Genomic DNA, 319 nt, shown 5'->3' on the forward strand with positions numbered 1-319 from the left:
TTGTTGGTAGAGTTGAGCGTCACAATGACTGATTCGTCACCTTCAACTAAAACATCGCTTAGAATAGCTACAGGAATAATTACTTCTGTTTGTCCGGCAATTAGTGTAGCCGTTCCTGTTAAAGCTGTGTAATCGGCATCAGGAGTAGCTGTGCCTGTAACGGTGTAAGCAATATCAGTATCTGAACCGAATGAATTAGTAGCTGTGATTGTGAATAAACCATTGGTACCACTTTCCAAAGCTTGAGTTGTGGCTACTATGTTGACCGACTCACTGTCATCGTCGGTAATAATAACGGTAGCTGCACTTGGTGTGCCAA

General features: G+C 42.6%; 1 protein-coding gene. It reads right to left on the reverse strand.

All coding sequences use genetic code 11. The features are described from left to right. Positions 1 to 319 (reverse strand): hypothetical protein (locus ACRD7B_RS22840; RefSeq protein WP_430826986.1); only part of this gene is annotated, 319 nt, incomplete at both ends.

The sequence above is a fragment of the Carboxylicivirga fragile genome (genome assembly GCF_050589805.1).
Taxonomy (GTDB): Bacteria; Bacteroidota; Bacteroidia; order Bacteroidales; family Marinilabiliaceae; genus Carboxylicivirga; species Carboxylicivirga fragile.